We start from the raw sequence: 24,656 nt of genomic DNA, 5'->3' as shown, positions 1-24,656 counted from the left end.
CACCCTGCCGGGTGCGTCGTCTTGTCTCGGCGACGGCGGTCGGATCAACTGTCCGGTAGCGTTCTGCACCTGTCGCTTCCACGCAGGCCGTCAAAATGTTTGCGCACTGTAGAAGGCGACCACGTCACCCGCACGAACACCGTGTTTACTGATAGTGTACAACCCGCGGAGCCTCGCCCAAGAAATTACATAGGTACTATTGTAAAAGAACTTTGCAGGATGTACTATTAGTGGATCTAGAGCGATCGCAGCGGAAGTCCCGGTGCGGACACGGCTTGCGCCCGCACCCCGAACCCGGTCAGCTACCGCGCTTTTTTTATATGATGACCGTAGATATGCTACGAGTACCCGTGTCCAGAAAGCCAGACCAACTTGCGGCGGTAGCAGATTATATCGAAAATCCGTCACAGCTCGGGGAGAACGTCGAAGCCGTGCATGCGCCGACCGTTCCGTACGCGTCGACGGCGGCGGCGCGGAACGCCGGAAACAGACTGTCGGAACCGGAGTCCAGATGGAGCGAGTCGGAGTACTTCGAACTTCTGAACGGCGAATGGTCGTTCTGCTGGGCGGAGGCCCCGTCCGACGTTCCCGAGCGGCTCGGCGCGGACGCGAACTGGGATTCGATCCCGGTTCCGAGCGTCTGGCAGCTCGAGGGCTATGACAGACCAATCTACCGCAACCACGCCCTGACGTGGGAACGGATTCCCGAGATCGAGACCGAACCCGAGCCGCCGAACGTTCCCGAGGAGTTCAACCCCGTCGGGACGTATCGCCGCACCGTCGACGTCCCGGACGACTGGGACGGCGCCCGCAGCAACTATCTTCACTTCGAGGGCGTCAAGTCCGCGTTTTTCGTCTGGATGGACGGCGAGTACGTCGGCTACGACCAGGGGTCGATGACGCCCTCGGAGTTCGACGTGACCGAGAAGCTCGATCCAGGCGGCGAGCACACGATCACCGTTCAGGTGTTCCGCTTCTCCGACGGAAGCTACCTCGAAACACAGGATATGATCCGGTTCAGCGGGATCTTCCGGAGCGTCTACCTCTACTCGAAGCCGGCGGTGCACCTCCGAGACTACTTCGTCCGGACGTCGTTCGACGGCGCTTACGAGGACGCTACACTGACCGTGGACGCCGAACTCTCCGCCGACGAGGCCCGCGTTGACGCCGAGCGCGACGACGGGTGGACGCTCATCGGGCGACTGTTCGACGACGCCGGAGACGAGGTGACGACGCTCCGCGAGTCTGTCGACCTGGCCGACGGCGTCGAGACACGCCTGCAAACGACCGTCGAGCGACCGGCCCAGTGGTCGGCCGAACATCCGAATCTCTATGATCTCGTCCTGGAACTGCGCGGGCCGGACGGAACGGTCCGCGAAGCGATCCCACAGCGGGTCGGGTTCCGGGAGTTCGAGATCGAGGACGGACAGGTACTCGTGAACGGGGAACCGGTGACGTTCCGCGGAATGAACCGCCACGAGCACGATCCCGAGACGGGACGAACCGTCCCGTATGAGCGCTCCCTCGAGGAGTTCCGCATGCTGAAGCGGAACAACATCAACGCCGTCCGAACCTCTCACTACCCGAACGACCTCGAGATCTACGAACTCGCCGACGAGCTGGGGATGTACGTCGTCGACGAGGCGAACGTCGAGACGCACTTCGACATGGACTTCGTCCACAAGGCCCCGACGTTCCACGACTCGTACTTCCAGCGGTTCGAGCGGATGGTCGAACACCACAAGAACTTCGCGTCAATCGTCGCCTGGAGTACGAGCAACGAGGCTGGCGAGGGCCCCCCCCACGAGAAGATGGCGTCGTACGCCCGCGATCGAGACGGCACCCGATTTGTCTACCACCAGGGATCGGGCCCTGCGCCGTACGACAAGTACCACGAGAACATGACCGGAACGGCGCCGTTCACCGATGTCTCCGGTCCACGATATCCGGTTCCGCACACGCTCGTCCAGCACGACGCCGTCGACGACCGGCCGCTCGTGATGGGCGAGTACGGCCATGCGCTCTGTAACAGTCTCGGGCTTCAGGACGCGTACTGGGAGCTGATCCGGGAGATCAGCGGCCTCCAGGGCGGGTTCATCTGGGAGTGGTGCAACCAGACGCTCGCCGGCGATGCCGTCCCCGTCGCCGACGGCGAGGAGTGGTGGATCGACGACGATCCGTTCCTGCTCGACGGGACGGTGTTCGCGGACCTGACACCCCAGCCTGAACTGCGTCAGGTGAAAAAGACCCAGCAGCCGTTCACCGCCGACGCCGTTTCGCTCGAGGAGGGGATCCTCACGGTCACGAACCACTACGATTTCACCAACCTGAGCGCGTTCGATGCGACCTGGGAGCTCGCGGTCGACGGCGCCGTCGTACAGTCGGGCGTGCTCGACCTCGACGTTCCCCCGGGCCACGAGCGGGGCGTCATCGTTCCGCTCAATCACCCGGACGTGGACGTCGGCTCCGTGTGTCATCTGACGATCCGACTCGAACTTGCCGAGGATACCGATTGGGCGACAGCGGGCCACGAGATCGGGTTTGAGCAGTTCGAGGTGCCCTTCGATATGCCCGAGCCCTCACCCGAATCCCCCGCGGAACAGCCCCCGATCGCAGTCTCGGAAACCGGATCGACGATCGAACTCCGCGGCGATCGGTTTGCGTACCGCTTCGACGCGGATCGCGGGGTGTTCTGCGAGTTCGAGTACGACGGCGACGTCGTAGCGATCGACGGGCCACTGTTCGGTGCGTTTCGGGCCCCGCTGGCGAACGAGCAGCACCTCGACAGCGACACCGAGTGGGGGTACGACAACGCCTCGGAGTGGCGGGCGCTCGGGCTGGACGACCTCCGGCACGAACTGCTCGACTACTCCGTTAAACGCCCAGTTCCGGGGGCCGTTCGCCTGATTGCCGAGTCGGTGGCCCTGAATCCCGACGGCGACGCGCTGTTCGATCTGCGCTACCGGCACGAGGTGTTCGGGAACGGCGCCGTCACGACGACAGTCGACGTCGATCCCACGGATACGCTCCGAAATACGCTCGAGTCGTGGCTGCCAAGACTCGGCGTCCAGTTCGATCTTCCGGCGTCGTTCTCGTCGATCGAGTGGTTCGGGCGCGGACCCGAGGAAACCTACCCCGACCGCAAGACCGGCAGCGAGATCGGACGCTACGCCGGCGGGATTGACGACCAGTTCGTCCCGTACCGCGTTCCCTCGGATAACGGTAACAAGACCGACGTGCGCTGGGTCAGCGTGACGAGCGAGGATGTCGGCGTCGTGGTATCCGGCGACCAGCCGCTTAACGTTCGACTCGACCAGTACGAGAACCTCGCGTCGGCGAGTCGCCTCGAGGAACTGGTTGAGAAGGACGGGACGACGCTGTTCGCCGACGTCGCCGTCTCCGGCGTCGGTGGGACGCCGGTCAAGCCGCTCCCGGAGTACCGCGTTCAGCCCGAGCCGGTCTCGTTCTCGTTCGACTTCCATCCGTTTGACGCCGCCGCTGACCCGTCCGCACTCGCGCGCGAGCAGTTGCCCCGCGAGCTGGACGCCAATACCGCAGACGGCGACACCCCCATCGAACCGCCCCAGACAGACTGAGACGAGATCACATCGAGACAGCGCTGACGCACGGATCACGGACACTGTCTGCACGCGTTCGGCGTATCCGGGTACGCGTCCGCTCTCCGGTCGACGTGCTTGTCCGATTGCAGTAGGAGACCTGCGAGGCGCTCCTGACCGCAGACTGCAGTCCAAGACGATTTAACTCCCCTAGCAAAATCGACCGATTTGTGTAAACTAATAGTAAATGGGGGTCGGAACCGATCGACTGAATTACAGGGATATGGGCGTAAACCCGACGCCCCCATCCACTATTAGTCCACACCAACTGCAACCTCTGCGAACGAACTGGGCGGCGGTTACGTCAGATTCAGGATCTCCGCGACCGCCTCGTCCGGGTCACCGGTCGGCGAGAACTCGCAGCCGACGTAGCCCTCGTAGCCGGCGTCGTTGATCGCGGCCAGCACGTTCTCGTAGTTCAGTTCGCCCGTTCCGGGCTCCGCGCGGCCGGGAACGTCCGCGATGTGGACGTGCCCGACATCCTCGACGTTCTCGGTGAGCGTCGCGATGACGTTCCCCTCGGTCACCTGCTGATGGTAGACATCGTACAGGAGGTTCACGTGCGACGATCCGACCGCATCGACGATGTCGAACCCCTCGGCGGCGGTCGAGAGATAGTATCCGGGGTGGTCGACGGCCGTGTTCAGCGGTTCGAGGGCCAGCGTCACGCCGGCAGACACGGCAGCCGGCGCGACGGCGGAGAGCACGTCGACGATGTTCTCCCGCTGCGTCGCGCGATCCAGTCCCGCCTGATCGGGACCGGTCGTCACGATGAGCGTCGGACAGCCGATCGACGCCGCGGTGTCGATCGATTCGCGGATCGTCCCGACGGCGGCGTCGGTGGCGTCGGGATCCGTCAGGACGCCGCCCGCCGTGCAGCCGACGATGTCGACGCCGGCGTCGGCGGCCGCGGCTTCGACAGCATCGAGGTCCTTCTCGCGCCAGTCCCAGAACTCGATCGCGTCAACGCCGGCGTTGGCCGCGCGCTGAATCCGTTCGGGAAACGGGCCGTCGTACACCATCTCGACACAGACGGACAGGTCGGTCATCAGTCATCACCCGCCGGTTCCGGCGTCAACTCCCCGGTATCGATCATCTCTCGGAGCGGATTCCCGTCGATCTCGAGCGGCAGATCCACCCGCCCCCGTCGGCGCGACGACTCCCACGCGCCGAAGATCAGCTCGGTCGCGCTCAGAGCGTTTTCGGCGGCGAGTTCAGGCGTCTCGCCGCGCTGCAGACAGCGGACGTTCTCGGCGACCGCGCGGTCGATGAACTCCCAGCCGTGGAGCCCGTCTTCGGTCTTGATCGGTTTCCAGTCCTCGCCATTGCGTCGGATTCGAAGGGGTGGAAGATCCTCGTCTCCGTCCTCGCTCTCGGGGCCGACTTCGATGACACCATCGGAGCCGACCAGTCGGTTGTGACAGGAGATCCCGGCCGCGGGGCCGCCAGTTCCGGTACTGTCGGACGCGCCGACGCCGTGGACGCCGTTCTCGTACTCCCAGTGGACGATGGCTTGGTTCTCGTTGTGAGTCCCGAACAGGACGTTCTCCTCATCATAATGGATCTGTCCCATGACCCACTCCGCGGATCGCTCGTCGTTGAAGTAATTACAGAGATCGAACGAGTGGGAGCCGTAGTCGAGGAGCCCGACCGGCGCGGCGAACTCGACGCGCTCTAGGCCGCCGATCTCGCCCGAGTCAAGCAAATCCTTCGCCGTCCGCACCGCGTCGCTGAACCGCCGCTGGTGGTTGAACGTCAGCTGGACCCCCCTATCGGCGGCCGCTTCTGTCATGCGCCGCGCGCCGCCGTATGAGTCGGCCATCGGCTTCTCGCAGTGGACGGCGTCGACGACGCCGCTCTTGATGCAATCGATCGCGATCTCGGCGTGGAGCGTCGGCGGCACGCAGACCGAGACGATGTCCGGTTCGACGGCCGTGAGCATTTCGCCGTAATCCTCGAAGATCGCGTCGTCGCGGATTCCGAACTCGCCGGCGAACGCCCGCGCGTTCTCGGGGACGATGTCCGCACACGCGACGAGCTCACAGTCGGCGTGTTTCTCGTAGCCGCCCCCGTGGTGGTACGCCATCGCATACCCGTCTCCACCAGGGTCGTCCGGTTCCGCACCCGTGCCTATGACCGCAACTGAGTACGTCATCCGGATATCTGGTCGGGAGATCGCGTCAAAGTCCTTTGGGTTCGAGAGAGGGCGGTGTTCAGATAAGATCTGAAGAACGAGGCGGTGTGATTTCTAGGTGTCCATGCCAGAAATCGCCCGCCTCATCGAAGATACCGACTGCTTCGAGTTAGATTTTGTGGAGCGAGAGGCGACACCCGAGCCAGCGATGGAGTTCGGTATCCGACTTCATTTGGCGGGACTATCACTGTCGGATACCATCTCTATTCTCGATAAGCTGGGTGTCGAACGGTGTTGAGCGACCGTGCACAACTGGGTGCAGAAAGCAGAGTTACAGCTCCGTGACGGCGCCGAGCCGGATCACGTCGCAGTTGACGTGACCGTGATCCAACTGAATGACGAGCAGTTCTGGCTGTACGCTGCGGTCGATCCTGAAACGAACCGATTGCTGCACGTGAAGCTTGTTCCGACGAGAAATCAAGCGATTACCGAGATGTTCCTTGCGGAACTCCGCGAGAAACATCTCGTCGATGACGCACTCTTTCTCGTCGATTCTGGGCCGTGGCTGCATGCAGTACTTCACCGCCACGGCCTCCGATTCCAGTACGAACGCCACGGGAATCGGAACAGCGTCGAACGTGTCTTTCCAGAACTAAAATGCCGAACCAACCAGTTCTCAAACTGTTTCAGCAACGCCGAAGTAACCACCTCCGAAAAGTGACTCCAAGCGTTCGCCTTCGCATGGAATCAACTAATCTGAACACTACCGAGAGGACAGCGTTTGTGAAATCTCGTAGTTGGTGGAACTAGGTACTCTATATCGATTTGGAGCGTTTTTCCATCGCTGAAGCTTCGAGACACCGCCATAAGGATTCGCCGAAATAGTACCGAATACTTCAGACATCAGAATTTTGTATATCATTATTGGGTTTATAGGCTGTTTCTGGGACTCATATGTGTGTTAGAGGCCCCGAGTCTGACGATATCGGGAGAAATCTACTAATAGCCACTTACTTTCGCTTAGTCCAGTAAACCTAAGTAGTTTTTAGTGTGTCGACGCTGTCGGGTACGCATAGAACATGGAACTTGGAACTGCAGACGCTAACCCTGGGGATGACGGCGAGAAAACCCCACTCGACGCGCCGCTTGACGAGTTCCTCGGCGACAAAGCAAAAACCGAGGATCCAGAGACCGGCGAGCGCTCGGGCGCGTACGCGAGCCAGCTCGCGACGACTGTTCCGAAGTGGATCGACTGGACGCGCGATCACGGCGTCGAGTATCTGGAGGATCTGGACTCACAGACGATCGGTCGGTGGGCACAGTACCTCAATCGGCGCGTCAAGGCTCACGACGCCGACAGCGGCATCACCCGCGCGTCGGCGTGGACGTACTACAATCTCGTCTCGGCGTACCTCACGTACTGTCGCGAGTGGGAGTTCCTCGACGAGAATCCGGCCAAAGCGGCGGTCGTCAAGAACGCGATGCCCGACCGACCAAGTGGCGGGTCGAAGGACCAACAGTTCTGGTCGCCGTCTCAGCGCCAGACGCTACTACAGTACGTCGACGAGCGGGCCCACGCGGCGATCGACGAGAACGGTAGCGACGCCACCACAGAGGTCCGAGATCGGGCGTTGTGCTACCTGCTTGGCTACTCCGGCATTCGCGGTGCCGAGGTCCTGTCGCACCCGGCCACCGACCGCGACGGCCGAAACGGGGCGCCGTGGAGCGCGCTCGATCTTGAGGCGGCAACGATCTCCATCTACGGCAAAAGCCAGGAGTGGGAACAGGCGCCGCTGACCGACAAGCCGATCCCGGCCCTCGAACGCTGGCGCGACGTACTTGACCCCGCTACCGACGCGTGGCCGCTGTTTCCGACCTCGCATCGACCGTCATTGTGGAACGCGCTTCGCGACCAGCTCGAACAGCGCGGCCACGACGATATCGACAAGCTACTTGATCCCTACGACGACGTGCTAAACGCCTACTGCGAGTATGATTGCGTGCCGCCAGCACTAACCACACCCGGTGGGCGAACCCTCCTCAAGCGGTTAAGCAAGTCGGCTGATGTCGACACCAGCGACGACTCGAAAGACTATCTCACGCTGCATGGCGCCCGTCGTGGCGCCGGTGAGATGTACTACCGCGAGGAAGGAGCGTCCGCTGCCCAGCGGGCGCTACGGCACGCCGATCCGTCGACGACGAGCGAGATGTACAGCCACATCGAAGCGAGCGAACTCTCCGAGGTTGGGAGCGACGTGTTTAGTAACGAGTAGTCCGCGAGCGTCTGTTGAGTCACCCTCAGATCATGGAGTTTACGCCTTCTGATTGAGTTCGCCAACACGATCTCGGAGAATATGATAATTCTGTATTTCCGTAGCTGAGGATTGCGTCACGTAGAAGTGGCCGCGCTCCACGTCAGCCCGCTCGTCTTTGAAGGACGATTCCGGGCTACACGTACTACTAGGCAAGATAACTAGTCCAGTAGCTAGGAAAAATTATGGCATAAGCTGTGAATCGGTGGCGGATGAGAGTCCGCCCACGGATCACAGTCCGCGTATTACTCCGTCAGGTATGCCTGGTAAGACTCCAACTGACGCATCATATTATTTAATGCGCTCATATAAATATCTTTCCTTGGCTCCAGATGTAATGGTCGCCACTAACACCTGCTGTTTTGTTGAGGGTATTTCCTTCTGGCTCTCTTTGATCCACGTTCTAAGACTGGTTGACCATAGTCACAACCAAAACACTACTCAAGGGGATTAACGAGGGGGGCAATTTCTGTAACCCCCTCTTCGATCGATTCTGTAATCTCCTCGTTGTTCTACGCAGGCCCGGGCTAGCCTAATTTACTCGACGATGATCGCGTCGATATCGTAGTACCCCCAACCTTTCTCTATAGTGATCTCATTATATCCCGCGTCGAAGTGGTGGGCACCAATGGTTGTCTGCTGGAACGAGGTTGTGTACGGGAGCGATATCTGTCCAGCTGACTGACCGTTAATGTACAGATTGCTCTTTTTGTCGTCGTACGGAGCAGCATACCGGATCTTGACGGTTCGTTCCCCGCTGGTCGCTGCGTCAAAATTCATCGTGACGGAGTCCCCTGAGCTATCGAAGCCTGTGACGTACGCATCGCCCCAGTAACCCGCCCGACTAGTCGACGTCGAAACGCCGTCAAGCGAATAATACTCGGCGTTCAGATAGTGAGTCGTCGTCTCCCCACCACCACCGGTACTTCCACTACCGAGCTTATCGTACACCGTATCGAAATATGAGGTCTTCGAGTAGGACGTTGTACTGCAATTGTCTCCCCAGAATGGCGAAGTCATGTTCATGGGATCGGACTCGCCGTCGCCATTCCAGGCCCAGCCGAGTACCGGCCAGCCCAGAGACTTTGCGTGATCAACGACGGCTGACCAGTCGGTCCGGTCGTCTGGCCCAAGCGGGCCGAATTCTCCGATCAGACATGGATATGGCTGGTTCGTATCGAGATAATCCAGGTGCGACTCCTGCAGCGGCGCCCCAGCATACTCGTTCCACGCCTTTGCGTACACGTGCACGGAGAACGCGATGTCGTCGTCACTAATGTAGTCGACGCTGTCGGCGGCGATCTGCGGTTCCTGCCCATACCCGGGGACGTCGCAGATTACGGTTCCGTCGTAGGCGCTGTCTCGGAGCCTATTGAGCGCACTGTCGTACGCATTGCCGTACTCGGACGCCGATACGCTGTGAGTCCCCCACTCGTTGTGAAGGTTGATGATGAACGACGAGTTTTGCGAGAGATAGTTGTAGTTCTCGACCCACCAGTCTGCCGCGTCCTGCAAGTCCTGTGGGTCTCCAGATCCGTTATTCGGCCAGTGATGATAGGTCGCGATGACCTGATATCCGTTGTTGTTCGCCTCGTCGATCCACCGCCGGATATCGGACAGGTCCGCGCTCGTCTCGCCACCGCTCGGCGGTTCGATCTCGATTCGAACGGTTTCGATGTCCGGGTGATCGGTCATCAGATCCCAGCCTAAGTTCTGATCGCCGCTGCAGTAGTAGGCGGGCTGGAGATTCACGCCGTCACCGAACGATGCGCCTGTCGCGGTCGTCGTCGAACTGCTTGCTAGTACGCCGATACCAAGCGTCGTCCCTATCGCGGAGGACTTGAGTACGTCACGTCGTTTGTACATTGTTTCCAGACTCCGATTGATAATGGATGAATATTACTATTAAAGCTTGGGGATGAGATTCCAGAATAAATATCGAGGGCCGATCTATGGACGGCTGCCCGTTGTGCTACCTTAGAACCGTGCCGTCAATCATGCCTCGTGCGGCGTCGCTTCTGGTCCGCGTGAAGCGGGCGCCCGGACTTGGCGTCCATCCGGTTAGCAAATCGCTCTATCCGTCGTGTTGTTCGGTCGTCGTCAGGAAACACGTAGAACCCGTCGTCGTACTGAGCACGCTTCTTGAGGGTGAGCTGCCAGACGACGCCACCGTCGGCGTCCAGGTCGTCGAGCCGATCGTACCAAGTATCGTAGATCTCGTTCCGACGGGCGATCTGCTCCGCATCGCTCGCATCTCGATCAACCTGGATGCCGAACTCGCCTAAGTAGGCTGGTTTCCCGACCCGTTGGCGGGCGTCCCTGACGTGGTCTTCGATCCATTCGGTGCCGTACTCGGGGGTAACGCCCCAATGATCGGGGTAGAGGTGGAACGAACACGCGTCGATGGTGTCGATCCGGTGGTGATCGACGTACGCAGTTCCCTGAGAACCGTCGCGAAGCCAGTCGTCACCATCGCTGTTGTAGAAGCCTTCCATTCCAGTGGACACAAGGTGGTTTGGATCGAGGTCTTTGATGTACCCTGATATCTCTTTGATCCAGTCTCCGAGTACGTCGACGCCCTTCTGCTGGGCGCGCGGTTCATTCCCGAGTTCCCACATCGCGACAGTCGGATCCTCGGTGTACTGGATCCCCGAGATGGAGTTCGTGCGTGTCACGACCTTCTTAACGAAGTCGCGGTACAGCTGTCGCGCCTCGGGGTCGGTGTAGAAGTCATCGTGCTCCTCGGCTGTGTCGGACCACTCAACATACTTCTCCATACCTCCGTAAGCGCCCCAATTGTTCGCAAGCGGAAGGATCAAGCGGATACCTCGTTTTGCCGCGGCTTCGATTACATAGTCGAGGTGTTCAAAGGCAGCCTCATTGTATTCTCCCTTAGTCGGCTGGAAGCAGTGCCCCTCGCGTCCAGCGCAGAACGCCCAAGTCCGGACCGTGTTTAGCCCCAGCGCAGCGGCCTGATCAAGTGCAGCATCGACCTCATCTCGAGTTGTCCATACATCTGCGAGCCAGAAGTTGTTCGTCCCAGATAGATAGTGGGACCTCCTACCAATCGAAAACGATGTCCCGTTTGTCTCGAGGAAGTCGTCCGGTCGGCTCGCTGCTGTGTCAGAAGATGCCGACGCAAACCCAGGAAGTGCTAGGCTGCCGGCGATTGTACTACCGTTGCGTAGGATCGTGCGTCTTCGTACCATGGGATGGTGCGTCTCGGAATCATCGACCTTAATAATAAACTTTAGCAAACCGGAACGGAAGCCCCATCTCGACAGGATCGGACGCGACGACAGGACAAGAACTAAGCTACCGGAGGAAGCCTCTTTCGTCAGAGGATTTGAATGCAACTTTCCCTCGTCCTCCCGCCGACTCCTGACGAACGGTGGGATAAGGCTAAGCAGATCGGTGTCGAAAACGCGGTGTATCACTCACTCGAACTCGGCAATGGCCGCCGCCCGTCGAAGTACGACGAACTACTCCGCATTGTCAACCGGTACCGCGATCATGGGATCGAACCCGCCGCGTTCGAGGGAAGTGTACCGTTGACCGATACTACGCGACTTGCGAAGGAGGGTCGAGACGCCGAGATTGACGAATTCTGTCGATTCCTGCGGAACCTCGGCGAACTTGATGTCAATGTTGTGTGTTACGACTGGATGGCGGGGCTACGGTGGGCTCGGACTTCCATCACGACGCCAAGTCGAGGCAATTCGCTTACTACCTCGTACAGCGACAAACAGATGCGGCGTGGACCCCCACCTGCTGTAGCACGCTCGACAACGGCAGACGACCTCTGGGAGAACTTAGAATACTTTCTCGAACGCGTCGTTCCAGTCGCCGAAGAGGCAGGCGTAAAACTCGGACTGCATCCCGACGACCCGCCAACTGGAGACGTTCGCGGGATGCCGCGCATTATCAACTCACCAGAGGCGTACAAGCGTGTACTCAATATCGTCGATTCACAGTACAACGGTATCACATTCTGCCAAGGCAATTTTTCGGCGATGGGTGCTGACATCCCATCGACGATCCGCCAGTTTGCTGACCGGATCAATTTCGTCCACTTCCGCGACGTCGAGGGAGATCCCGACAGCTTCACCGAGATGTGGCACGATGACGGGCCGACTGACATGGCTGCCGCCATTGAGGCGTATCGCGATATCGGCTTCGACGGTCCAATCCGACCGGACCACGTTCCGACGATGGCCGGTGAAGACAATTCAACTCCTGGATACCACCTCTCCGGGAAGTTATTCGCCAGCGGATACATTCGAGGCCTGCTAGACGCGACCGACCCGTCTGCCGACGAGCGGAGCCCAGTTGCCGAAAGCAAATAGCTCTACAACACGTAATCAAAGTAGCAGTTGTCCACGGTTAGTCCCTCTCAAGAATGAAGACGGACGGCAACGCCGTGACGATTTCGTCCCGTCTGTTGTCGGAGTAGCGCCCGTTAGTACGTTTTGCGGAGGTGGTTTACCGATAGACTCTCAGTGAGTCTCTGTTCGAGCTCTTCGATGGATTCTGTGGGGTCGAACGTAATCGTCCGCTCCTCGTCAGGTGTCAGGTGGAAGTAGTTGTCCGAGAACCGGCCGTCAATCGGAACGTCGAATTCGACGAACAGTGCCGCGGCATCCGTCTGGATCGTCACCTCGTTCTTATCGACGTCGATGTCGATATCCGGCTCCGGTAGCTCGAGATGTTTGTACTCCTCAAAGAACTCGAACGCAGGGTACGTCTCGTCACTCCCGTCAAACTTGACGCTGAGGAACGCTTCTTCTCGAGAGACGCCGTCGATCAACTGATCTACATTGACAGTTGTGACGCAGTCACTTTCGAGCGCTTCAACAGAGACGCTCTTGCCAACCTCGTCTACGAGTTCTCCGTCGAAGGTGTAGGCCTCAACGGTGACTTCCCCAGAGAGGGATTCTCGTTCGTCGTTCGTAAGCCAAATCTCGACACCATCGTCGCCCGTCCTCGTCGAGAGCAAGACCGGTGCGTAGATGCGCCGACTGACGTGCTGGAGCGCTTTCCAATTGCCGCCGTACTCGATAGACGACCACGACGCACAGGGCCAGAGGTCGTTCAACTGCCAGTACAGCGTCCCCATACACTCTGGCTTTAGCCGTCGCCAGTGTTCAATAGCGACCTTCATCGCGAGACCCTGCTGTACCTGACTGAGATAAACGAAGTTCTCGAAGCTAAACGGGATTCGGAACGATGCGGCCATCCTCTGGAGAATCGTCCGATTTCCACCTTCATTGCGCTGGTGGTGCTCCATCAACGGCGCAGTTGGGTTGAGCTCGTCGTCAGGGAGCACCGACGAGAGAGCGTCGACTGAGGGGAACGACTGGTAGCCGAATTCCGACACAAACCGCGGGTCGACCGTCTCGTACTCTTCGAAATCTGCGCCGTCGTGCCAGACATCCCAGTAATGAATATCTCCCTTATTCGTCTGATAGGGATCTTGCATTCCGGTGCCGCTCGACGGCGACCCGGGCCAGTACGTCCGGGTATCGTCCTCTTCGGCGACGGCACCGCCGATTACGTCGTAGAACAGCGTCTCGTAACCCTGCTTCAATCGCTCCAGTTCGTCGGCATCGTCAAACCAGCTTTCGAGGCCCATCTCAACCTCGTTGTTTCCGCACCAGAGCGCGATCGAGGGATGGTCAGCTAGTCGACGGACTTGATCCCTGACCTCTGACTCGACGGATTCTAGATACTCCTCGTCACTGGGATACAGCGCACACGCGAACATGAAGTCTTGCCAAACGAGCAATCCGCGCTCGTCGCAGGCCTCGTAGAAACCGTCGCGCTCGTAGTACCCGCCGCCCCAGACGCGAATCATATTCATGTTGGCATCGACAGCGCTGTCAAGCAAGGAATCATATCGATCGCGCGTAATCCGCCCGTACAGCGCATCAGCCGGGATCCAGTTGGCGCCTTTCGCGAATATCGGGACCCCGTTGACCTCAAACGTGAACGACTCGCCGTCATCCCCCTGATCCGGTTCGCGGACGAGTTCGAGATCTCGGAAACCGATTCGGGTAGAGCGTTCGTGTGATGGATCCTCCGGAATCGACGATTTGGCCCCCGTCACGCCGCCGTCTGCTGTCACTGTGTCCGTGTCGCTCGGTTTCAGCACGGATTCCGCATCGACGGCTACGGTGAGATCGTAGAGCGGTTGGTCGCCGTACCCGTTCGGCCACCAGAGATCGGGGTCTGAAACCTCCAGGGCTACCGTGACCTCGTTGTGGCCCTCAACGACGTCGACGACTTCACGCGTCGCCGCATCTGCAACCTCAGCTGCTATCAACACTTCGTCGCCAGACGGTGCGTCGAGGCCGACGGTCACGTCGAGTTCAACGTTGTTGGTTTCGTGGTTCTGTGCTGTCTTCGTATACTCGATCCGCGGTTCGGAGTATGCAAGAAGTTCGATATCCCGCCAGATGCCGACAGTCGGGAGGCATGGTCCCCAGTCCCAGCCGTAGTGGCACTGAGCTTTCCGGATGAAGTTTCGCCCTGGCTGGTCGACCGGATATCGGAGTGTTGGGACCTGATATTCGTAATTCTCTGAGTGGCGAGTACTATATTCGACAGGGGAGTGGAATGTGATCTCCACTTGATTCTCCCCAGATGTGAGGGCGTTCTCGACATCAAACTCGTACTCACGGTGCATATTCGCGGATTCACCTACGACTTCACCGTTAATGCGTACCGTCGCAACGGTGTCAAGGCCTGCACAGCGTAAGCGTATACGATCCTCGTTAAGGAAGCCCTCGTCGATTGTCACGGTGCGTCTATACACCCAGTCAGACTTCCCGACCCACTGAATATCGAGTTCATTATCAGCGTAGTACGGATCAGGGATTTCGCCCGCATTTAGGAGATCTGTGTATACTCCTCCGGGAACCGATGCGTCGAACCAATCATCGGTCTCCGACTGGCGTAACTTCCAACTGCCGTTTAACGACTCTACCCGCATAACTGGACTGTATCAGCAGAGCATAATAACGCTACCGGTCCCTGAGATATAGATCTACGTAATTCTTGCAGGATTACTCTGATAGCGGCTGGTTGTCGTTGTGGCTCGCTTGTCCGTACGAGTATACTTGATCAGCGGATCAGTCGAGAGCCACTGTCACCGGGCCGGGAAACTCAAGAAGAAGTTGTTGCGTACTATCTCCGAAAATCGCTTTTCCAGTTGGAGAGCGTTGATTACCGCAGGTGAATAGATGATCGCACTCAGTATTTTGTGCAGTTTTGAGGACCTCTTTTACGAGCTCGTCTTGCGATGCTACACTGACACGGTACGTTATTTCCAAATTCCCGTCATCAATGCTATCGGCGACTATAGACTGAACGGAGTTTCTCTCAGCATCCAATACGTTGTTCTCGTCATAATGCGTGTCCTCAACGTCGCCGATCGCTTCCAGAGTCTCGACATCAGCTGCAAAGGACTCTGGATGGATGATGGATAGGACAACTAGCCCGCAATCGCTACCACGAGCGGCCGCAGCTGCTTCATTTAGTAGTTTTCTACCCTTCTGGCTATCTTCTGCGATGACTAATCCACGCTGCATAGACAAGCCCACGAACTGGTTCTACAAGAATCTACTGTCGTGATATGGATGAGATGCCTGAAGGAGAGCAGCATAGGTATTTGATACAGTAGAACATGTCTTGTTCATCACTCCTGGGTTTTTTCGGCAGGAACACACCTCAAGGGGGCCAGTTTACGTAGGAATTGGTTCTGGGCAGTCTAGCGAACTGTTTGGACCATGCTTGGAAGTAGTAGTATTTTCCATGAGCCGATCTCATCGCTCTCTTTTGTTCTCTATGGTCAAATAGGCGGGATCTAACGTCATTACGTTCGACAGCATTGGCAAGATGCTCTGCCAGGAATATAGCGCGTCTTTTACAGGCGTACTATTGTATTCGTATTTTACAGACATACTCCTGTAAGTGAGAGGTCGGAGAATTCAGATGATTTCAGAGCACATCCGTCCACTCGGAGTACGTCGTGTTGATCTCGACAACACCAGCAACGTTCTGGAGTTGGTTTGGTACAGCGGTACGGAACCTCTCTTTGTCCATCCGCTCAACCGGTGCAGAGACACTAAGGGCGCCGAACAGTTCCCTTGCCTCCGTGCTGATAGCAGAAGCTACGCATCGGTATCCTTCATACCGTTCTTCATCGTCAAACGCAACTCCTCGGTCCCTGATTTCTTCTATTTCTCTTCGTAGTTCGTCGGCATCAGTAATCGTACTCTCGGTGTAGGGCGTGAAAGAGACTTCCTCAAGGTACGAATCAAGCTCGTCATCAGAGAGTTCGGCCAAGAACACTTTACCTGCTGCCGTACAGTAGAGCTCCTCAATACTGCCCACGTGCGTTATCGGCTCCGTGACGCGGTCTCCGGTCGCCTGATAGAGCGTAATGCCGGATCCGTTGCGTTCGACGATGAGGCGGGCTTGTTCCCCTGTTTCCTGTGCGAGCTCTTCGACATCGTCTTTTCCGAGGTGATACAACCGCTCGCGTTCGCGAACCTGTCCGCCGAGCGTGAGAAACCGCAGACTGAGCTGATACTCCCCTTCGACCTTGTCTAGATAGTCATGTTTGACGAGTGTCGTCACATAGTGGTGGACTGTACTCTTGGAGCGATCGAGTTCGTTCGCTATCTCAGTAACGCCTGCCCGCTCCTTCTGGCGGATGACCTCAACAACCTCCAGTGCTGACTCGACAGACTGGATCGTCTTTCCGCGATCCCCGGTGGTTTCTTCTGGCATACTCACTATCAGTATCTACGGATAGTTAAACATGCTCACCAGCCGGCCGAACAATAATAGTGAATACGGTGAGAAATCGCAGCGAGTCAACGAAGGGATGACTATCGACTCGCTTGGTAGATTCGGTCGATAGCACGTTGCACATCAAGCGCCTGCTCTACGTTCGTCATATCCGGGCGCTCACTAGAGCGAACTCCGCCGAGAAACGTCTCCAGCTCATCGCGATACGGATCGTTAGATGAAACAATGACCTCACTATTGACGAAATGGTCACGACGCCCAGACCGCGCCTCGTACAGTTGCAGATCATTCCGTTGATCGACTTCCGGTTGGACTTCCTGAAGTGTATTCGTAATATCTACTGTCATACCCGCTTCCGTTCCCTGAATACGATAACTGTGCGACGACTCCATGTTCGCTGCCCACGCAACCTGAATATTCGCGGTCATTCCGGAGTCGAATTCGCAAAATGCCGTAACTGAATCCTCTACGTCGTACATCTTCCCCCGGTCGTCCTCGCCCCACATGTGGAGGTACGAGTAGTCATCATGTTGGCCGAAGTCAGATCGTGCTGTCGCCATCACGTCAGTAATCGTCGGCCAGTCAGTCCAGAAAAGAAGCAGGTCGAGTAGATGTGCACCGACATCGATGAGTGCGCCGCCCCCTGCGATCTCCTGTGATGTGTACCACGTCCCACGACCGGGAACTCCGCGTCGCCGGACAAACTGAGCATCAATGTGCGTAATTTCCCCTAGATAGCCATCCTCAACGTAGGATTTGGCGACTTGACAGATGTTTCGGTAGCGGTGGTGGTACCCTACCATACAGATGTTGCCAGTTTGGTTCGCTACGTCGGCGATATTCTCTGCACTCTCCAAATTATGCGCGAGCGGTTTTTCTAATAGGACGTCGTGGTCCGCCTGGAGCGCGTCTATGGCAGCTGTCTCGTGGAACTTGTTCGGTGTCGATATGATGACCGCATCCAGATCCTGCTCATACAACTCCTCAAGACTCTCGAAGGTCGTTGCATCGTACTGTTCCTGAAATGCCTCCCTTGCTGCTGTGTCTGCATCTACTCCGAGGACCTCGTGACCGAGATCCTCGAGTATCTTTACGTGATTCGCTCCGTGGGTCCCTAACCCAACCAGCCCGACCGTCAGATTCGTGTTTTCCATGTTTGCTAAACTGTCTCACTCCCATTCGATAAATGTCTTGCGATAGAATACTTTACAGGATTAATTCGAACTGAGTTGTTCGGTTTGCATTCTATGGGAGATTACAGGAGTAGTGATGTAAAAAGATATTCTATATAACACTAACTGTTCGACATGGTCAAATCAAAAGCTTTCTACAAAGCTCCTGAGTGGGGGTGATGAGGTCATAGCGTGTGGGAGTATGCCGTATAACGAGCTGCTATCGGCCATACACATATCAGGCCATCATCTGGGGATTTTCTCGACATGAATCAATTGGTAGACAATCACAGAGACGTTTGATCTGGTGAAACGATGCCAGCATGGGTGACCTTGCTTTTCGGGCACGCGTACGCACCACCGCGGGTATAGAACTACCAAGCGAATACCCCTGAACTCAGTTGAGGAGGTGACGGCTATCGGCAGTACCAGAGCGGAGTCCCCACATCTGCAGTCGATCGGAGTACACCACAGGAACTCGTGTACGCTGGTGCGCCCTCGATAGGGCTGGAGAATGCCTCCCATACTTTTATTACCTTTGAGCGCAACCCTCAGGATGGACAATGTCGAATAATAACCGTGACTATAGTAGTCATATTGATCGCCGTGCTTTCCTGCAGATCGCAGGTGCCTCCGGGGCAGCTGCACTGGCGGGCTGCACGGGTGGAAACGGGGCTGGAGACGGCACTCACATCAGCTACACGAATCAGGTGCCGACGAAAATTCAGTACAACCCCAGTAATCCGACTAGCTACTCCCAGATCTCGCACTACCTCCTCTTCGACCGATTCGCAAATTTCAACTTTGCGAGAGGGGAGTTCCAGCCCTACCTCATTCAGGACTGGCAGTTTAACGGTGATACGTACGAACTGTCCCTCCGTGATGGCGTCACCTGGGAGGACGGTGACGACGTTACTGCCGGTGACGTCGCGACGCAACTTCGGATCGCGATGCTGAGCGGCGGAGCAATCGCCGGGTTTACAGATAGTATCGATGTGGCCGACGAGCAAACGGTGGTTCTCAACCTCACCGGCGATGTCAACCCCCAGATCGTCGAGTACAATGTGCTGGGTCAGCGGTTCATGACACAGAAAGAGAGCGAATTCGGGGAGTACGTCGAGATGTTTGAGGAGAACCCCGACCAGGCTCAGAGCGAGATCCAAGAGTTTGCTTACAAGGATGTCATCGCAAACGGGCCGTTCACTATCGCAGATCGGGGTAATCAACAAATCCTCCTTGAGAAGCGCGACGAGCATCCTGATTCCGATAACATCAACTTCGACGAGGTAGCGTTCCGATACCTCGACGGCAATACGGCTGTACACAACTCGATCGGCGCAAACGAACTCGATTCGGTTTACTCCGTATTCGCGCCACCGAACGTTGTTGACAACTTCCCGGATCACATCCAGATGGAAACTATCCCTGGGAAGACCGGCTACAGTCTGATTCCGCAGCACGACCACGAACATGCGGGAGACCGAGCTGTTCGTCAAGCGATCGCACACGTACTCGATCGGGAAACAATCGTCAAAAACGTCGGCGACACACTCAAGCAGGTTCCACCGATCCCGGTGGGAATTGCATCTGACGACCAAGAACGGTGGATCGGTGAGATCTCTGACTCGTTCGATGACTATGGTGTAGATGCTCAGCAAACCGACGAAGCCGCCCAGATTCTTCGCGAGGCGGGCTATTCGCAGGATGGTGGTACGTGGATCGACAGTAACGGGAATACAGTCGAACTTCCCGTGACGGTTCCTTCCGGATGGAGTGACTGGGTCACTGCAACGCAGACGATCGTCGATCAGCTCAATGACTTCGGATTCGAGGCCCAGGTCGACTCTCGAAACTTCAGTGCTCTAAACGGTACGACGTGGCCGAACGGCGACTTCGTACTGTCGGCCGGCGGGTGGCTCCCTGGAGGTGGCCGTGCAGCCTATCCGTACTTCTCGCTCCACCACATGATGCTCGAGCACTACCGGAACTTCACATACAACTACGGTCCGGCAAACCCGAACCGTGGCGGAAGCAACGGTGACGTTACTGTCCCCTCCCGAACTGGCTCGGGAACGATGACCGTCAATCCGAGTGACCGACTCTCAGAGCTCTCCGAAACGGCTGACGAGGAGCTAGTCCAGGAGGTCATTAATGAGCAGGCATGGGTGACCAACGTGGACCTGCCTATGATCCCTGTCATGGAGAAGCAAGAACAAACCTTCCTTGCTACTGACGAGTGGAACGTTCCTGAGCAGGGTGCCGAAATTTCGCAGGTTCGGTGGGCCAACTCGTGGCTAATCCGCCAGGGCGAACTCCAGTACGACGGATAATAACTGGACTGCGAGACGACTGCACGAAACTCCAATCAAAGCATTTATTTAGCACAGTAGCACATCACCATTCATGAACAATTACTTTATCAAGCGCACCGGGCGTGCAGTGCTCACCCTGTGGGTTACTGTGACACTCACGTTTGGGCTGATCCGGGCTATCCCCGGCGGTCCATTAGAAATGCTAAGAGCGAGACTAGTCCGACAGGGCGTTGACCCAACTCGGATCGACGCTATAATCCAGTCTCGTCAGGAGGAGAGCCAACCGATCTACGTGGAGTACTATGAGTATATGTCGTCGCTCCTATCCGGGAATCTGGGGGAGTCGTTCTACTTCAGAGAACCGGTCTCCAGCATCATCACCGACGCGCTCCCGTGGACGGTCTTCGTCATGGTAACCGCGACGATCATCCTGTTCGCGATCGCAATTGTCTGGGGGGCGATCATCGCTTACAAAGAGGGATCCACGTTCGACACGGTCTCAAGCGGACTGTCCATCCTGATGTCGTCCGTTCCGTTCTACGTACTCGGCATTCTGTTCGTTGTCGTGTTATCGTATCGATTCGGCATCTTCCCAGCTCGGTATCGAACGAGCCCGGGTGTGACCGCTAGTTTGTCGATACAGTTCGTTGGAAACGCACTATACCATGCAGCGCTACCGATTGCATCCATCGTGATCACGCAGGTCGGCCTCCAGACACTGGCGATGCGGGGCAATAGTATCCAGGTGCTTGGCGAGGACTTCGTCCGAGTCGCACGATTGAGAGGACTGTCCGACCGCCGGATCGCCGTCAGGTACGTTGGGCGAAACGCAATTCTCCCGATGTACACCGGATTCCTGACTCTAATTGGCTTCAACCTCGGCGGATCCGTGATCTTGGAAGAGATCTTCACGTACACCGGAATCGGATACTACATGTTCGAGGCGCTCATCAATAGGGATTACGCGCTCATGATGGGAATCTTCCTCGTCATTACGACTGCGCTCGTGTTGTCGGTGTACATCGCCGATCTGACGTACGGTCTCGTCGATCCTCGCGTTAAATCGGGTGATTCCAGTGAAGCATACTGAATCGGAAACCGGAACGGAAGAGGAGTTCTCGTTCGGTGCTGCCCAGTCTGAGGTTGAAGTCTCGACAGCGGACCGACTGCGCGACATCTACCGTGAGTTCATCTACAAACCGGGACTCGTCGCGTGGGAAGACAACCGGACGCGCATCGGCGCGTCGATCCTTGCCGTGTACGTCTTTATCGGTACTGTCGGCACGTGGTTCTACCGAGCACCGACGACGAACCAATCGGAACGTAGCCTTCAGCCGTTCCAAACCTGGGAGGCCCCGCTCGGAACGACCAGCTCCGGTGAAGACGTCTTGGCTATGGCGATCCACGCGACGCCGGAGATGCTCATTATGATCCTATCAGGTGGCATCTTCGCAACTGTGCTCGCGGTTTTGATCGGCACGGTTGCAGGATACAAGGGCGGGACGACAGACCGCGTCCTGACGACGTTTTCAGACGTCGCGATGTCGATCCCGGGACTCCCACTCATCATGGTGCTAGCGGTCGTCATATCGCCGGAGCGAGCTACTGTAATCGGCATCCTCATCACGATCAACTACTGGGCGGGGCTCGCCCGTTCCATACGGTCACAGGTGCTGACGATCCGCGAACACTCCTATGTGGAGGCGTCGCGGACGATGGGTGTCAGTACACCACGGATCATATTCAAGGATGTCATCCCGAATATTATGCCGTATGTACTCGTCAACTTCGCCAACGCCGCACGGTATGTCGTCTTCGCATCGGTCGGACTATACTATCTTGGAATCCTCCCAACATCTGTCGCCAACTGGGGGATCCAACTAAACAACGCCTACAGCCGAGCAGGCGCTCTCAGCGGCGGTGGGACGATGTATCAGCTCGTGGTTCCCATGATCGCAATCATGTTCCTCGCTCTCGGTCTCATCCTGCTCGCGCAGGGGATGGACCGAGTGTTCAATCCCCGCGTCCGGACCCGTCTCGCCGGTGAGTCCGAATCGGAGACTGAAGATGACGAAGACGCTGCTGCGCCCACGGAGGTGATGACCTGATGTCAATGGACCAGACGACTGAAGAACAGGTGTACAGAACTGACGATCCGATCGTCAAGATCCGCGATGCGGCCGTTACCTACGACGAAGGCGAGTCGTACGTTCTTGATCATGTCTCGCTCGATCTTGACCGTGGCGAGATCCTCGGTGTTGTCGGAGAAAGCGGCAGCGGTAAGTCGATGCTTGCATCGTCATTACTTGACGCGGTCCCCTCGCCCGGTCGTCTGACTGGAGAGATCACTTATCGCCCAGAGGGTGAGGAACCGGTCGACGTCCTCGAACTAGAGAAAGAGGAGCTACGGTCACTCCGTTGGGAGGAAATTTCGATGGTGTTCCAGGGTGCAATGAACTCGTTCAACCCGACGATGGACCTTCGGACGCACTTCGAGGAGACGTTACAGGCCCACGACGCCGACATCAAGGAGGGTATCGGACGAGCAGAGGAACTGCTCGAGGATCTGTATCTCGAACCGGATCGCGTCCTAGACTCTTACCCGCACGAGCTGAGCGGTGGAATGCAACAGCGAGCACTAATCGCACTAAGCCTCGTCCTCGAGCCGGACGTGCTGGTAATGGACGAGCCAACGGCAGCGCTCGACCTCCTGATGCAGCGGTCCATCCTGATGCTGCTGTCGAACCTACAGGAGAAGTATAACCTCACGATGGTGTTTATCACGCACGACCTGCCACTCGTCGCCGCGTTGGCCGATCGGATGGCCATTATGTACGCATTCAGGCTCGTCGAGTTTGGCGAAACGCGCGACATCGTGGAGAACGCAGCTCATCCCTATACGCGCGCGCTACTCAATTCAACCCCGAACCTCGATGCACCGTTGTCAGAGATGAAACCGATTGAGGGACAGAGCCCTGCTCCGATCAATATGCCGTCCGGCTGTGCGTATCATCCACGCTGTCCACTCGCAACGGAAGAGTGTCGGACAGACGTCCCCGACTACCATGACGTCGGTCCCGAACACGGATCCGCCTGCTATCACTGGCAAGAATCCTACGACGAGGTTCCGCTTGTCTATGCGGACTCACTGGGTGATACTGCAGGAGGTGAAAGCCGATGAGTTCCGACTCGCTCATTTCGCTCGAAGACGTTGAGGTCCACTTCACCAACGAGAGCCTGCTGGACTTTGGCGATACCAAGACGGTCCGTGCGGTCGACGGCGTGTCGCTTGACGTCGAGGAGAACGATGTCGTATCGCTAGTTGGCGAAAGCGGTTGTGGGAAGACGACGCTCGGAAAGACGGCGATCGGCCTCCAGCGACCTACTGGCGGCTCAGTAAAGTACCGAGGCGAGGATATCTGGGCAATCCGCGACGGCGACGCGGATACAGACACGGAGTGGGAAGACATTCGCACATCGCTTCAGATCATCCACCAGGATCCCGGCGCCTCGCTTAATCCCAATCGGCGGATCATTTCTATCCTGTCAGAACCGTTACGGCAGGTCAACCCGGAACTCAGTCGCGGGGAAAAGCGAAGCCGGATTTACTCGCTACTAGAGAGAGTCGGCATGAATCCGCCGGGAGACTTCGCGGAACGCTATCCTCACCAGCTGTCCGGCGGCGAAAAGCAACGCGTCGCGCTGTGTCGCGCACTCCTGATGAATCCGGACGTCATCCTCGCCGACGAGGCGATCAGCGCCCTGGACGTCTCCTTGCGTGTCGAGATGATGGACCTGATGCTTGACCTTCAGGACGAGTTCGACACGTCCTACATCTTCATCTCACACGACCTCTCTAACGCACGGTACTTCTCCGCCCATGGCGGTGGGAAGATCGGTGTGATGTACCTCGGTGAACTCGTTGAGGTCGGACCAGCGGAGGACATGATCAACGATCCTCAGCACCCATACACGAACGTGCTACGCTGGGCGACGCCAGATCTGGCGCTGCGTGAGACAGGCGACCCACCGATGCGGAAGATCGACGTTCCCGATCCGGTGAATCCGCCGAGTGGCTGCCGATTCCACACGCGCTGTCCAAAGGCGACCGAGGCGTGCAGACAGGAGACACCTTCTGACTACCAACACGGCGAGCAGACGGTCGCGTGCTTCCGCGAAGACGAGAACCACGAGTACTGGGATAGCCCCGAACTTACTGACTAACCCCGGATTTGTCTCCCTTTTCTATCGCTGTTGGTATAGCTTGCGCTCCATCCCTCTGCGGAACACCTATA

General features: G+C 57.6%; 16 protein-coding genes and 1 pseudogene. 9 read left to right on the top strand and 8 right to left on the bottom strand.

Going from position 1 to position 24,656, the window contains the following annotated elements:
• Nucleotides 1–431 precede the first annotated feature (431 nt).
• Complete coding sequence (locus ABDZ81_RS17985; RefSeq protein ID WP_343775968.1) at nucleotides 432–3,596, top strand: glycoside hydrolase family 2 TIM barrel-domain containing protein; 3,165 nt, start codon at nucleotides 432–434, stop codon at nucleotides 3,594–3,596.
• A 320-nt stretch (nucleotides 3,597–3,916) separates the two neighbouring features.
• On the opposite strand, the gene ABDZ81_RS17980 is transcribed toward ABDZ81_RS17985, so the two are convergent.
• Complete coding sequence (locus ABDZ81_RS17980; protein WP_343775965.1) at nucleotides 3,917–4,666, bottom strand: hydroxypyruvate isomerase family protein; 750 nt, start codon at nucleotides 4,664–4,666, stop codon at nucleotides 3,917–3,919.
• A complete protein-coding gene (locus ABDZ81_RS17975; RefSeq protein ID WP_343775962.1) occupies nucleotides 4,666–5,772 on the bottom strand; it encodes a Gfo/Idh/MocA family protein in 1,107 nt (368 codons plus the stop codon). The genes ABDZ81_RS17980 and ABDZ81_RS17975 overlap by 1 nt, the downstream gene beginning before the upstream one ends.
• A gap of 103 nt (nucleotides 5,773–5,875) precedes the next feature.
• Here ABDZ81_RS17975 and ABDZ81_RS17970 point away from each other — a divergent pair.
• Nucleotides 5,876–6,472, top strand: a pseudogene (locus tag ABDZ81_RS17970) (IS6 family transposase).
• 358 nt (nucleotides 6,473–6,830) lie between these two features.
• Nucleotides 6,831–8,024, top strand: coding sequence for a tyrosine-type recombinase/integrase (locus tag ABDZ81_RS17965; RefSeq protein WP_343775960.1), 1,194 nt, complete (start codon nucleotides 6,831–6,833; stop codon nucleotides 8,022–8,024).
• 576 nt (nucleotides 8,025–8,600) lie between these two features.
• Here ABDZ81_RS17965 and ABDZ81_RS17960 read toward each other — a convergent pair.
• Complete coding sequence (locus tag ABDZ81_RS17960; protein WP_343775958.1) at nucleotides 8,601–9,929, bottom strand: CBM35 domain-containing protein; 1,329 nt, start codon at nucleotides 9,927–9,929, stop codon at nucleotides 8,601–8,603.
• A 125-nt stretch (nucleotides 9,930–10,054) separates the two neighbouring features.
• Nucleotides 10,055–11,272, bottom strand: coding sequence for a glycoside hydrolase 5 family protein (locus ABDZ81_RS17955; protein ID WP_343775956.1), 1,218 nt, complete (start codon nucleotides 11,270–11,272; stop codon nucleotides 10,055–10,057).
• A gap of 141 nt (nucleotides 11,273–11,413) precedes the next feature.
• Between ABDZ81_RS17955 and ABDZ81_RS17950 the strand changes: the two genes are divergently transcribed.
• Nucleotides 11,414–12,409: a mannonate dehydratase gene (locus tag ABDZ81_RS17950; protein WP_343775953.1), complete on the top strand. Its 996-nt coding sequence runs from the start codon at nucleotides 11,414–11,416 to the stop codon at nucleotides 12,407–12,409.
• A 113-nt stretch (nucleotides 12,410–12,522) separates the two neighbouring features.
• Here ABDZ81_RS17950 and ABDZ81_RS17945 read toward each other — a convergent pair whose 3' ends face one another.
• The 4 genes from ABDZ81_RS17945 to ABDZ81_RS17930 form a co-directional block, all read right to left on the bottom strand.
• Nucleotides 12,523–15,054 (bottom strand): beta-mannosidase, encoded by a 2,532-nt coding sequence (locus ABDZ81_RS17945; protein ID WP_343775950.1) that lies wholly within the window; start codon nucleotides 15,052–15,054, stop codon nucleotides 12,523–12,525.
• A 139-nt stretch (nucleotides 15,055–15,193) separates the two neighbouring features.
• On the bottom strand, nucleotides 15,194–15,652 hold the full coding sequence (locus ABDZ81_RS17940; RefSeq protein ID WP_343775947.1) for a universal stress protein: 459 nt from the start codon (nucleotides 15,650–15,652) through the stop codon (nucleotides 15,194–15,196).
• 409 nt (nucleotides 15,653–16,061) lie between these two features.
• Nucleotides 16,062–16,856, bottom strand: a complete 795-nt coding sequence (locus tag ABDZ81_RS17935; protein ID WP_343775945.1) for an IclR family transcriptional regulator — start codon at nucleotides 16,854–16,856, stop codon at nucleotides 16,062–16,064.
• A 101-nt stretch (nucleotides 16,857–16,957) separates the two neighbouring features.
• Nucleotides 16,958–18,031: a Gfo/Idh/MocA family protein gene (locus tag ABDZ81_RS17930; protein WP_343775942.1), complete on the bottom strand. Its 1,074-nt coding sequence runs from the start codon at nucleotides 18,029–18,031 to the stop codon at nucleotides 16,958–16,960.
• Between the two features lie 581 nt (nucleotides 18,032–18,612).
• On the opposite strand from ABDZ81_RS17930, the gene ABDZ81_RS17925 reads away from it, so the two are divergent.
• The 5 genes from ABDZ81_RS17925 to ABDZ81_RS17905 all read left to right on the top strand — a co-directional run bounded on the left by ABDZ81_RS17925 (nucleotide 18,613) and on the right by ABDZ81_RS17905 (nucleotide 24,585).
• A complete protein-coding gene (locus tag ABDZ81_RS17925) occupies nucleotides 18,613–20,379 on the top strand; it encodes an ABC transporter substrate-binding protein (protein WP_343775939.1) in 1,767 nt (588 codons plus the stop codon).
• 73 nt (nucleotides 20,380–20,452) lie between these two features.
• Nucleotides 20,453–21,451, top strand: a complete 999-nt coding sequence (locus tag ABDZ81_RS17920; RefSeq protein WP_343775936.1) for an ABC transporter permease — start codon at nucleotides 20,453–20,455, stop codon at nucleotides 21,449–21,451.
• Nucleotides 21,438–22,469, top strand: coding sequence for an ABC transporter permease (locus ABDZ81_RS17915; protein ID WP_343775933.1), 1,032 nt, complete (start codon nucleotides 21,438–21,440; stop codon nucleotides 22,467–22,469). Before ABDZ81_RS17920 ends, ABDZ81_RS17915 begins: the two co-directional genes overlap by 14 nt.
• On the top strand, nucleotides 22,469–23,542 hold the full coding sequence (locus ABDZ81_RS17910; RefSeq protein WP_343775931.1) for an ABC transporter ATP-binding protein: 1,074 nt from the start codon (nucleotides 22,469–22,471) through the stop codon (nucleotides 23,540–23,542). Before ABDZ81_RS17915 ends, ABDZ81_RS17910 begins: the two co-directional genes overlap by 1 nt.
• Entirely contained in the window at nucleotides 23,539–24,585 is a 1,047-nt protein-coding gene (locus tag ABDZ81_RS17905) for an ABC transporter ATP-binding protein (protein ID WP_343775928.1), read from the top strand. Before ABDZ81_RS17910 ends, ABDZ81_RS17905 begins: the two co-directional genes overlap by 4 nt.
• The last annotated feature ends 71 nt before the right edge of the window (nucleotides 24,586–24,656 follow it).

Source organism: Natronoarchaeum mannanilyticum (assembly GCF_039522665.1).
In the GTDB taxonomy this organism is placed as follows: domain Archaea; phylum Halobacteriota; class Halobacteria; order Halobacteriales; family Natronoarchaeaceae; genus Natronoarchaeum; species Natronoarchaeum mannanilyticum.
Note: the sequence above shows the minus strand (reverse complement) of the source record. Positions and strands in the feature narration are given on the sequence as shown.

Bases quoted from the DNA above. Each gene is read 5' to 3' on its own strand.
- ABDZ81_RS17940 (WP_343775947.1), bottom strand. From the start codon at position 15,652: ATGCAGCGTGGATTAGTCATCGCAGAAGATAGCCAGAAGGGTAGAAAA.
- ABDZ81_RS17910 (WP_343775931.1), top strand. From the start codon at position 22,469: ATGTCAATGGACCAGACGACTGAAGAACAGGTGTACAGAACTGACGAT.
- ABDZ81_RS17950 (WP_343775953.1), top strand. From the start codon at position 11,414: ATGCAACTTTCCCTCGTCCTCCCGCCGACTCCTGACGAACGGTGGGAT.
- ABDZ81_RS17975 (WP_343775962.1), bottom strand. From the start codon at position 5,772: ATGACGTACTCAGTTGCGGTCATAGGCACGGGTGCGGAACCGGACGAC.
- ABDZ81_RS17980 (WP_343775965.1), bottom strand. From the start codon at position 4,666: ATGACCGACCTGTCCGTCTGTGTCGAGATGGTGTACGACGGCCCGTTT.
- ABDZ81_RS17935 (WP_343775945.1), bottom strand. From the start codon at position 16,856: ATGCCAGAAGAAACCACCGGGGATCGCGGAAAGACGATCCAGTCTGTC.
- ABDZ81_RS17965 (WP_343775960.1), top strand. From the start codon at position 6,831: ATGGAACTTGGAACTGCAGACGCTAACCCTGGGGATGACGGCGAGAAA.
- ABDZ81_RS17930 (WP_343775942.1), bottom strand. From the start codon at position 18,031: ATGGAAAACACGAATCTGACGGTCGGGCTGGTTGGGTTAGGGACCCAC.
- ABDZ81_RS17955 (WP_343775956.1), bottom strand. From the start codon at position 11,272: ATGGTACGAAGACGCACGATCCTACGCAACGGTAGTACAATCGCCGGC.
- ABDZ81_RS17960 (WP_343775958.1), bottom strand. From the start codon at position 9,929: ATGTACAAACGACGTGACGTACTCAAGTCCTCCGCGATAGGGACGACG.
- ABDZ81_RS17925 (WP_343775939.1), top strand. From the start codon at position 18,613: ATGTCGAATAATAACCGTGACTATAGTAGTCATATTGATCGCCGTGCT.
- ABDZ81_RS17920 (WP_343775936.1), top strand. From the start codon at position 20,453: ATGAACAATTACTTTATCAAGCGCACCGGGCGTGCAGTGCTCACCCTG.
- ABDZ81_RS17905 (WP_343775928.1), top strand. From the start codon at position 23,539: ATGAGTTCCGACTCGCTCATTTCGCTCGAAGACGTTGAGGTCCACTTC.
- ABDZ81_RS17945 (WP_343775950.1), bottom strand. From the start codon at position 15,054: ATGCGGGTAGAGTCGTTAAACGGCAGTTGGAAGTTACGCCAGTCGGAG.